Origin of the sequence: Companilactobacillus paralimentarius DSM 13238 = JCM 10415 (assembly GCF_001434985.1) — a bacterium.
In the GTDB taxonomy this organism is placed as follows: Bacteria; Bacillota; Bacilli; order Lactobacillales; family Lactobacillaceae; genus Companilactobacillus; species Companilactobacillus paralimentarius.
In genome coordinates, this window is sequence record NZ_AZES01000010.1 from 1 (window position 1) to 9,931 (window position 9,931).

At 34.7% G+C, this 9,931-nt stretch carries 9 protein-coding genes and 1 pseudogene; 9 read left to right on the top strand and 1 reads right to left on the bottom strand.

Going from position 1 to position 9,931, the window contains the following annotated elements:
* Positions 1 to 41: 41 nt before the first annotated feature.
* The 5 genes and pseudogenes from FD33_RS00475 (at position 42) to FD33_RS00500 (ending at position 6,273) form a co-directional block, all read left to right on the top strand.
* Positions 42 to 782: a PTS transporter subunit EIIC gene (locus tag FD33_RS00475; protein WP_158136943.1), complete on the top strand. Its 741-nt coding sequence runs from the start codon at positions 42 to 44 to the stop codon at positions 780 to 782.
* Between the two features lie 24 nt (positions 783 to 806).
* Entirely contained in the window at positions 807 to 2,261 is a 1,455-nt protein-coding gene (locus FD33_RS00480) for a family 1 glycosylhydrolase (RefSeq protein WP_025085975.1), read from the top strand.
* Positions 2,262 to 2,282: 21 nt separating this feature from the next.
* Positions 2,283 to 3,764 carry a family 1 glycosylhydrolase gene (locus tag FD33_RS00485; protein WP_056955659.1) on the top strand — a complete coding sequence of 494 codons (1,482 nt, stop codon included), beginning with the start codon at positions 2,283 to 2,285 and terminating at the stop codon, positions 3,762 to 3,764.
* Between the two features lie 124 nt (positions 3,765 to 3,888).
* Positions 3,889 to 5,316, top strand: a complete 1,428-nt coding sequence (locus FD33_RS00490; protein ID WP_025085974.1) for a C69 family dipeptidase — start codon at positions 3,889 to 3,891, stop codon at positions 5,314 to 5,316.
* Between the two features lie 109 nt (positions 5,317 to 5,425).
* Positions 5,426 to 6,273 (top strand): annotated as a pseudogene (locus FD33_RS00500) (alpha/beta fold hydrolase).
* 277 nt (positions 6,274 to 6,550) lie between these two features.
* Here the strand turns inward: FD33_RS00500 and FD33_RS00505 are convergent.
* Positions 6,551 to 6,985, bottom strand: coding sequence for an ACT domain-containing protein (locus tag FD33_RS00505; protein ID WP_025085971.1), 435 nt, complete (start codon positions 6,983 to 6,985; stop codon positions 6,551 to 6,553).
* A gap of 142 nt (positions 6,986 to 7,127) precedes the next feature.
* On the opposite strand from FD33_RS00505, the gene FD33_RS00510 reads away from it, so the two are divergent.
* The 4 genes from FD33_RS00510 (at position 7,128) to FD33_RS00525 (ending at position 9,745) form a co-directional block, all read left to right on the top strand.
* Complete coding sequence (locus FD33_RS00510) at positions 7,128 to 7,820, top strand: NAD(P)H-dependent oxidoreductase (protein WP_025085970.1); 693 nt, start codon at positions 7,128 to 7,130, stop codon at positions 7,818 to 7,820.
* Between the two features lie 2 nt (positions 7,821 to 7,822).
* The gene (locus FD33_RS00515; protein ID WP_025085969.1) at positions 7,823 to 8,005 is read left to right on the top strand and encodes a hypothetical protein; all 183 of its coding nucleotides are present in this window, start codon (positions 7,823 to 7,825) and stop codon (positions 8,003 to 8,005) included.
* Positions 8,006 to 8,138: 133 nt separating this feature from the next.
* The gene (locus FD33_RS00520) at positions 8,139 to 9,002 is read left to right on the top strand and encodes an SDR family oxidoreductase (protein ID WP_025085968.1); all 864 of its coding nucleotides are present in this window, start codon (positions 8,139 to 8,141) and stop codon (positions 9,000 to 9,002) included.
* Between the two features lie 119 nt (positions 9,003 to 9,121).
* Entirely contained in the window at positions 9,122 to 9,745 is a 624-nt protein-coding gene (locus tag FD33_RS00525; RefSeq protein ID WP_025085967.1) for a hypothetical protein, read from the top strand.
* Positions 9,746 to 9,931: the final 186 nt, after the last annotated feature.

Genomic DNA, 9,931 nt, shown 5'->3' on the forward strand with positions numbered 1-9,931 from the left:
TAAACGCGGTTCTGAATGTCTCTTAAAACCTGTCTCAAATATTGACTTCAATCCATGATTCATTGAAGTCGTTGGTTGTTCCATTTGGAACATTGTTGATAATGGCTCCTTTGACATTATGGCTATTGGCACCAGCAGGTTCTTTCATTGGTAATTATTTGATTAAATTTATTCTTTGGTTCTATCAGACAACTGGATTCCTAGGTGTAGCAGTACTTTCTGCTGCATTCCCTTGGATTGTTATGACAGGAATGCATTCGGCATTTATGCCTTATTTGGTTCAAGCATTTGCCTCAGTTGGAAATGATCCTTTAATACTTGTTGCTAATTTTGTAAGTAATTTGGACCAAGGTGCAGCTGCCTTGGCTGTTGGAGTTAAGACACATCACAATGAAAAATTACGTTCTACTGCATTTACTTGTGGTATTACAGCAATTGTCGCTGGAGTAACTGAACCGGCTATGTACGGTATTAACTTTAAATATATGAAACCAATGATTGGTGCTATGATTGGAAGTTTCTTTGGTGCTGGCTTTGCAGGATTCATGGGTGTTAAAGCTTTTGCATTAGCAGGTAGCGCTGGACTATTTGGAACACCAGTATTTATTGGGAACAGTATTATGACCTTAGTATGGGCCTTATTAGGCATGTTAATTGGAATGATTATTTCATTTATCGCAACATTAATCCTGTATAAAGAAGAAGGACCAGAGGTTTCGGATCAAAAAGATTCTAATAAGAAGGCTGTAGAAGCAACAGTCAGTGATGCTGTAACTGCTTAATAATTCAACAATGGAGGACTTCTCATGAGTAAATTTCCAAATAATTTTTTCTGGGGTGGTGCGACAGCCGCTAATCAATTTGAGGGTGGTTATAAAGAAGGAGGTAAGGGATTATCAATTCCTGATACCTTAACTCTTGGAACGAAAGATACCGATCGTGAATATCACTATCCAATTGATGAATCCAAATATACTTATCCTTCACATAAGGCTTCTGATTTTTATCATCACTATAAAGAAGATATAAAGTTATTAGCCGAGGCGGGATTAAATATGTATCGTATGTCTATCCAGTGGTCAAGGATTTTTCCGAATGGTGATGAGGATAAACCTAATCCAGAAGGAATTGCTTTTTATCGGAATGTATTTGAAGAATTAAAGAAATACAATATCGAGCCGTTGGTGACAATTTCTCATTATGAATTGCCATTAGGATTAGCTGAAAAATATGACGGATGGGCTAATAGAAAGTTAATAGATCTTTATGTCCATTATGCCAATACATTATTTACAGAGTATAAAGGATTAGTTCGTTATTGGTTAACATTTAATGAAATCAATTCTCTATCAATGCCATCCGGAGGATTTCCAGTGGGTGGAATAAAGTCTATTGCAGGTGGTCACGGAATGACTACTCAAATTGAAGAAACGTCTGTACAAATGAGTACACGTTTTACTGCTTTACATAATCAATTCATCGCTAGTGCCAGAACTGTAAATTTAGCTCACGCGATTGATCCTGAAAATAAAGTTGGATGTATGATTGCCGGAATGACCTCATATCCATTAACACCCAAACCCGAAGATATGTTGGCATGGCAAGAAAAAATTCAACAAGGACTTTTCTTCTGTCCAGATGTTCAAAGTAATGGTGAATACCCGTACTATATGAATCGATTCTTTAGAGAAAATGGTATTGTCATTTCTAAGGAAAAAGGTGACGACGAAGTATTAAAGAATGGAACCGTTGATTTTGTGACATTTAGTTATTACCCTACTGGGTGTGTACAAGCTAAAGAAGAAAAGAAGTCGAATGGAGCCATTAATGCTTTTGGAACGCCGAATCCATACTTAAAGAAATCACAGTGGGGCTGGAATATTGATCCAGTGGGATTGAGATTTTATTTGAATGAATTCTATCGTAGATATAAAAAGCCAATTATGATTACAGAAAATGGATTGGGTGCGGAAGATAAGCTAGAAAATGGTAAGATACACGATCCATATCGAATCGAATATATGCGTCAACATGTAGAGGCAATGTCAGAAGCCATTAAAGATGGGGTAAACTTAATCGGATATATGCCTTGGGGAATAATTGATTTAACTGCTGCTTCAACAGGTCAAATGAGTAAGAGATATGGAATTGTCTATGTGGATGCTGATGATCAGGGAAGAGGGACTTTTGATCGATATAGAAAGGATTCTTTTTACTGGTATCAACAGGTAATAAATAGTAATGGAGCTAATTTAGAATAATTTTATTTGAAGGAGAATAGTATGTCATTTAAGAAAGATTTCTTGTGGGGTGGCGCAACGGCTGCTAATCAATTTGAAGGTGGATACAATGAAGATGGAAAGGGATTAAGTACTGCTGACGTTATGACTGCAGGTACTTATGAAACTCCTCGTCATATTACATGGCGTAATCCTGATACGGGTGAAACTGGATTTTCAGAATTAAAATTTGGTGGTGGAAAGTTTGTTCCTGAAGGTGCCCAGGCAGCTGTTTTAGATGGTGAATATTATCCTAGCCATGTAGCATCTGACTTTTATCATCACTATAAAGAAGATATTAAATTGATAGCCGATATGGGTTATAAAACTTATCGTATGTCAATTAATTGGTCAAGAATTTTTCCAAATGGGGACGATGAAACTCCAAATGAAAAAGGCTTAGAATTCTACGATCATGTTTTTGATGAATTGAATAAATATCATATTGAACCTCTAGTAACGTTGTCTCACTATGAGACTCCTTTGAATTTAGCTAATAAATATAATGGCTGGGCAAGTAGAAAATTAATTGATTTCTTTGTTAAGTATGCTAAGACCGTTTTTGAAAGGTATAATGGTAAAGTTAAATATTGGTTAACATTTAATGAAATAAATTGTATGGATATGATGCCTTTTGTTGCAGGCGGACTTCTTGATGGAAGTGTTCAAAATCGTGCACAGGGTGCGCACAATCAATTTGTTGCTTCCGCTTTGGCAGTAAAACTGGGCCATGAAATTAATCCTGATTATAAGATTGGTCAAATGTTAGCTTATGGACAAATTTATCCATATACGGCTGATCCTGCTGACCAATTTAAGGCCTTGAAACAAATGGATGATACTTTGTTCTATTCGGATGTTCAAACTGGTGGTCATTATCCAGCATCACGTATTAAATATTATGAACGAGAAGGCGTGAAATTAGACGATAAACCTGAAGACTATGAGTTGTTAGCTAAATATTCAGCTGATTTCTTAAGCTTTTCTTGTTATACGTCAAATGTGGTTACTACACATGAAGATGTGGGACAGGATGCCGGTAATCTACAGATTGGTGTTAAAAATCCTTATTTGAAGACATCGGATTGGGGTTGGGCTACTGATCCATATGTACTTAGAATGGCCTTGAATACACTTTACGATCGTTATCGTAAACCATTATGGATTGTTGAAAATGGTTTGGGAGCCGTTGATGAAATTTCAGAAGACGGCAAGATTCATGATCCATATAGAATTGAATATCTTCGTGAAAATATAGCCTCTATGAGAGATGCAGTTACAATTGATGGTGTTGATTTGATGGGTTATACAAGTTGGGGATGTATTGATTTGGTTTCTGCAGGAACTGGTGAAATGAAGAAACGTTATGGTTATATTTATGTAGATCGCAATAACGATGGCAGTGGTTCATTGAAGAGAATTCCTAAGGACTCCTTCTATTGGTATAAGAATGTTATTGAAACTAATGGTGAAAGTTTAGATTAGATTATTGGATTAAAGACTACTTTTGAAATAGAAAGTGGTCTTTTTATTATAATTTTTCTAATAACTCCTCTAGATTAAACCCAACTTTAATCCTATACTGGTTTTATATAAGGGAGGGAACGAAATGAAAAATCCAAGTTCCGATTGTACTGAAATTCTAGTTGGTAAAGCCGCTAGTATGGATGGTTCCACTATAGTTGCTCGTAATGAAGACGGCTATGGCCCAATTAATCCGATCAAATTTGTTGCACATGCTGCTAAAGATCAAGAAGATGCATTTTATATTTCTAAGACGACAGGTGTAAAAGTTCCGCTACCTAATCATGCTTATCGTTATACAGCAACCCCACAAGCTGATCAAAGTGATGGTCAATATGAAGAAGCTGGTATCAATGAATTGAATGTTGGTATGAGTTCAACTGAAACAACTGCTACTAATGCCCGTGTTTTGGGTTACGATCCATTAGTTCATGATGGTGTTGATGAAGAAGCTATGCTAACTTTGGTATTGCCTTATGTAAAGACGGCTAAAGAGGGTGTTCTTCGTTTAGGGGAATTACTTGAAGAATATGGTACTGGAGAATCAAATAGTATTGCCTTCAATGATAAAAATGAAGTTTGGCTTTTAGAAACAGCAGGTGGACATCACTGGGCTGCTATGCGTTTGCCAGATGATGCTTATGCTATTGTTCCTAACCAAACTGTTATGGAAGAGGTTGACGTTAGCGACCCCGAAAACTATTTGATTGCGACTGACCTAATTGATTTTGTTGAAAAGCATCACTTGAATCCAAATCCTGATCACTTTAACTTCCGTGAAATTTTTGGAACACAAAGTGAAGCTGATGCCTATTACAACACTCCACGTACATGGTATGGTCAAAAATTATTTAATCCTGAAATTGAACAAGAACCTACATCTCAAAAGATGCCTATGGTTAGAAAACCAAGTAAGAAGATTGCAATTGAAGATGTAGAATACTTCTTGTCATCACACTATAACGGTACTAAGTATGATCCATTCGGTACCTTTGCTTCTGGTACAGCAAACGAACAACGTCAATTCCGTTCTATTGCAATGGATCGTAATCAAGCATCATCAATACTTCAAATTAGAAATGATGTTGATGATAATCATGCCGCTATCCAATGGTTGGCATTAGGATTCTTTGCATATAGTCCATACGTTCCATTCTATACAAATATTACAGATACTCCTGAAGACTATAAGAATACGACAAATGAAGTCTCAGTTGACAATATGTATTGGTTAGAAAAAACTTTGTCCGTTATGATCGAACCTCATTACCATGAATATTCGGATATGGTTCACGCATATTTGGACGCTTGCCAATCATACGCTCGCCAAAGAATTGAAGTTACTGATGAAGTAATTGATGGTTTTAACAATGATGTCTCACAATTCTTGACTTCAAGCAATATGAAGACAGCCGCTGAAGTAACAAAACGTACACATCAGTTATTCAATGATTTGGTTAAAAAAGGTTTGATGTTATCCAAGACAACTTGGGAAAAGGGTCAAAACTTATAGTATTTATAGATTGATAAATAAAAGCTAATCTTATTAGAGATTGGCTTTTTTTATTGACTAAAGCCAGATTTGATTTAGAATTTGATAATAAATCAAATTGGTGATATTCATGAAAAAAAGAAATTTATTAATAACTCTGTGTATAATTATTTTCGGTCTTATAACGATAACATCGTGTTTGCAACAAGAAGTTTCTGCTGCCACAAATAATCAAAGTCAGAAGCGCCAGATACCAACGTTATTCTTTCATGGTTTTGGTGGTACAGTTCATTCAATGGATTATTTAATTGATCAATCTCAGGCTGATGGCTTTGCTACAAGAACTTTGACTATTTTTGTTCACCTAAAGGAAAGTTAAGCTTTGATGGAAGATGGCCTAAATCAGCTAAGAATCCTGAAATTCAAATTTTATTTGGTAATAATCATGAATCTGATTATCATCAGACTGCTAAGTGGATTAATTCAATAGTGAAGATGTTACATCGTAAGTATGGCGTTACAAGATTTAATGCAGTGGCTCATTCTTGGGGTAATAACGCCGTTATGTATTATCTTGAAAAGTATAGTGATAACAAGGATCAACCTCAAATAGATTCACTAGTTAATATTGCAGCACCAATGCAAGTTTTAAATCATAATATTTATCGTCGCAACGATTGGCGTTATTCACCACAATTAACTAAGGATTTTAGATCTTATATGGCTCCTGATTCAGTGATTCATAAATTGCATATTCGTGAATTGAATATTATGGGACAATTATCAATGAAAGATCATTTTGATAAGGCAGTCCCTGTATCCTCTGCTAAATCTCTAAAGAAAGTTTTCAAAGGCCCACATCAAACATATGAGGCACGTCTTTTCACTGGTCATAGGGCCGAACACAGTGCTCTGACAAGACGAAATCCACGTGTGCTGCATGATATTGAAAGTTTTCTTTGGGAAAGAAATAAGTAATTAAATTTACATAACAAATTCATTAATTTGTCACATTTCTTTTGTAAAGTTCTTGTTATCGAAACTTAATTAGAAATGATAGGTGACAGGATGAATTTCTTAATAATGGTAGTAATTTTTATAGCAGGATTGTGTTTAATAATGTCAGGCAGTCATATGAAAAGTAATGTTATCTCTAAATTATTTTACTTCATTGGCACATTTAGTGTTTTGTTGGCAATGTACATTGCTTGGCCAAAATAAAAAGCATGTTCAATGCGTGAACATGCTTTTTGATTTATTCAATTGAAATTAATTGTACGTTGTTAACGAAATTCGATTGTTTTAATTTATCAAGAAGATTGTCAATCGTGCCATTCAGATGACTAATATCCAAAGAAATTACAACGGTAGCAATATTATGGATTGGAATGTTTTGATTAATAGTCAAAATGCTTGCATTAGATTCGGAAATATCCACTAAAACCTTAGATAGGATTCCCTGTTCATGATGTAACATCATTGAAATAACGGCTTTACGATCGGTCATTTCCTCATCAGGTAAAAAAACTAAGTCCTTATATTTGTAGTAAGTGCCACGACTGATTCCAACTTCTTTCACAGCTTCACTGACATTATGAACTTTTCTAGTCTCAAGCAAGTTGCGCGCTTTAATTACTCTATCGAAGGATTCAGGAAGAATAGAACTGTCGACAATATAGTATTTTTCCATTGCTAAGCTCCTTAATTGTACTTCATATCCCTTAAATTATATCATTTCATTAAATTCATTTTAGCAAAGTTTCAAAAATAAGTTGTTGAACTGTATAAGTCCGCTAATTTTTGCTATTCTAAAGTTGATTGGAGATGTTAATTTGAAAACGTTAATAATTGTTTCTCATCCGGAAATAAATAACTCGCAAACACAGCAATTCTTGATGCAAGGAGCAAAGTTATTTGATGTTACATGGCATCATGTTGAAGGATTGAAAAAAATTGATGTCGATAATGAACAGAAATTGTTAAGAGCTGCCGACAGAATTATTTTTCAATTTCCGCTTTATTGGTATGCTGCCCCTGCGGGCTTAAAAGATTGGGAAGATAAAGTTTTGACTCGTAATTTTATTTATGGTGATGGTAATGACAATTTACGTGATAAAGAATTTGGAATCGTTGTTAGTACCGGTATGCCACTTAAAGAATTTAGACGAGGTGGAACTGAAAATATTACAATTGATCAAATCATGGCACCACTGCGTGCTATCGCTGACCGTGCTAAAATGGAAAACTTGCCAGTTTTCGTTATTTCGCAATTTCAATATCTAAAAGAAGAACAACAAATGCAGACGTTGATTGATTACCAACGTTACCTGACTCAGAAGTATCCTGATACGTTAGATAATCGTCAGGAATGGTTTGAACAGGAGTTTGCTGATCGATTGAAGACCCTCGATGAAACGAACTGTACAGAGTGCGAAACAATTTTGAATACATTTATTCAGCAAAAGGAAGACTTAAGTCAATTGAAGAGCACCATTAGTTTGATCAAGCAAGGGGAGGACGAATAATCGTGGCAGAAGATACTGGGGTTTGGTTGAGTAAAGAACTCTCCAAATTAGCAGATAAACAGAAGGCTTATGAAAATCGTGCTTTTTTAACGGCCATGAAAAAGGTTGTTGAAGAACAAAATGATCGTATGAAATTATTACAAGGTGAAGTAGATGGTCGTCTATGGAATCATGAACAGTGGTAAAAATTAGCGTCTAATAGGATTTGTCATACATATTCACGTGTGTGACGAGTTTATTGGATGCTTTTTTTAATTTTATATTTGTTATCTTGTTATTCATATAGTAACATGTGGTAGAAAGTTGAAGGTGATAGAGATGAAATATATTATAACTGGTGCTACAGGTCATTTAGGTAATCATATTTTTAATGAATTAATCAAGTTGGTTCCTAGTTCTTCAATAACAGCCGGGGTTCATACGATTTCTAAAGCTGATAGGCTAAGCCAAGCAGGTGCGAAAGTTGTTAGTATCGACTTCTTTAATGAGGATAGTTTGATTAAGGCTTTTCAAGATAAAGATGTTTTAATTTATGTTCCAAGTAAGAGTCATGATAGCTACAGTCGAATAATGGAATTAGAAAATGTTTTGCAAGCAGCTAAAGGGGCCTCAGTTGGTCATATTTTGGCAATGGGCTTTATTGCTGATCAAGTTAACAATCCATTTGATTTGTCAGCATTCTATGGATATTTGCCAAGAAGATTAGCTGAATCGCAAATTCCTTATACGATTATTAGAAACGGACTTTATGCAGATCCATTAGTTCCATATTTACCAGAGTTAATTGAACGTCATAACGTTATCTATCCTATGAAAGATCAAGCTTTGTCCTTTATTAGTTTAGATGATAGTTCTAAAGCTTTCGCAAAAGTTGCTGCTACGAAGTCTTTACTGAAGGATGGCCGTATCTATACTTTGACGCAATCAAGAAATTATACGATGCCACAATTAGCCAAAGTATTGTCCGAAGTTGCGAATAGTGAAATAGGTTATCAACCAGTAAGTTTGGATGAATTTGGAGCTATGTATAATGAAGGTAACGAGGGTCACATGTTGTCTTCAATGTATAAAGCTGGTGGTATGGGGCTTCTTGATGAGGTTAGTTCTGACTACGAAGAAATAATGGGACATCCTGCTACTGATTTGAAGAAATTTTTACAAACAAATTATCAAAATAACTAAAAAATATTCTTATTTTAAATAAAATTTTGTCACTTGGCATGGAATTGTTGTAACATAATCAACATACTGTGAGGAGTGATAGTATCAAAAATTCAATACAAACGAGGATAATCGGACTAATAAGTGGTCTGATTCTGAATGCTTTTGGTAATGGTTTGTGTATAACTGCCGATATGGGAAGTGGATTATGGACAGCTGCTGCCGTTAATTTAAATAAATGGTTTGCTTGGAATACTGGATTAATTTTATTTGCTTTTGGTGTCATTAATGCGATAACTAATCAATTTTTAATTAAAAAATTTGATGGCAAGAGACTAGTTGGGCAAATTTTGTATGTTCTGTTTTTCAGTTATTTTGTTAATATTTTTACTGATTTACTAAATTATGTAGGAGTTCCTAACTTGCCGATTGTTGTTAGAACAATCTTATCTTGTTTAGGAGTTGTTTGTTTCTGCGTTGCCATTTCGCTATATCAGAGAGCTAATATTGTAATGCACCCTAATGATGATACAACAAATATTCTTAGATTTTTCTACTTAAATGGTAATTCGACAAAGGCACAGATTATTGATTTTCTACCACCAATTATCATTATTTTGATTGCTGCGGTTGGTATTCATAATGTCTATTCAGTTAATATTGGGACATTGTTCTCATTTATCTTTAATGGTATTTTGATTGCTTCGGCTGACAAGTTCATTTGGCCACAATTGAAACATAATTTTAAAACACAAACTGATTAATATTTTCGTTTTGACTGAATTTTTTTACTATAAGTCGTATAATGGAAATACAAGATATAGAAAACGCTTACATGAACGATATCTTGCGAGAGATTTTAATAATTAATTAGGTGGTGCGTATTGATGAAACTAAATCGAAAATTTCAATAACAAGTTAGCCACTTGGACAAAATAAATTGAATCCAA

Excerpts from the sequence above, each read along its gene's own strand:
- FD33_RS00485 (WP_056955659.1), top strand. The coding sequence starts at position 2,283 with ATGTCATTTAAGAAAGATTTCTTGTGGGGTGGCGCAACGGCTGCTAAT.
- FD33_RS00480 (WP_025085975.1), top strand. The coding sequence starts at position 807 with ATGAGTAAATTTCCAAATAATTTTTTCTGGGGTGGTGCGACAGCCGCT.
- FD33_RS00520 (WP_025085968.1), top strand. The coding sequence starts at position 8,139 with ATGAAATATATTATAACTGGTGCTACAGGTCATTTAGGTAATCATATT.
- FD33_RS00505 (WP_025085971.1), bottom strand. The coding sequence starts at position 6,985 with ATGGAAAAATACTATATTGTCGACAGTTCTATTCTTCCTGAATCCTTC.
- FD33_RS00490 (WP_025085974.1), top strand. The coding sequence starts at position 3,889 with ATGAAAAATCCAAGTTCCGATTGTACTGAAATTCTAGTTGGTAAAGCC.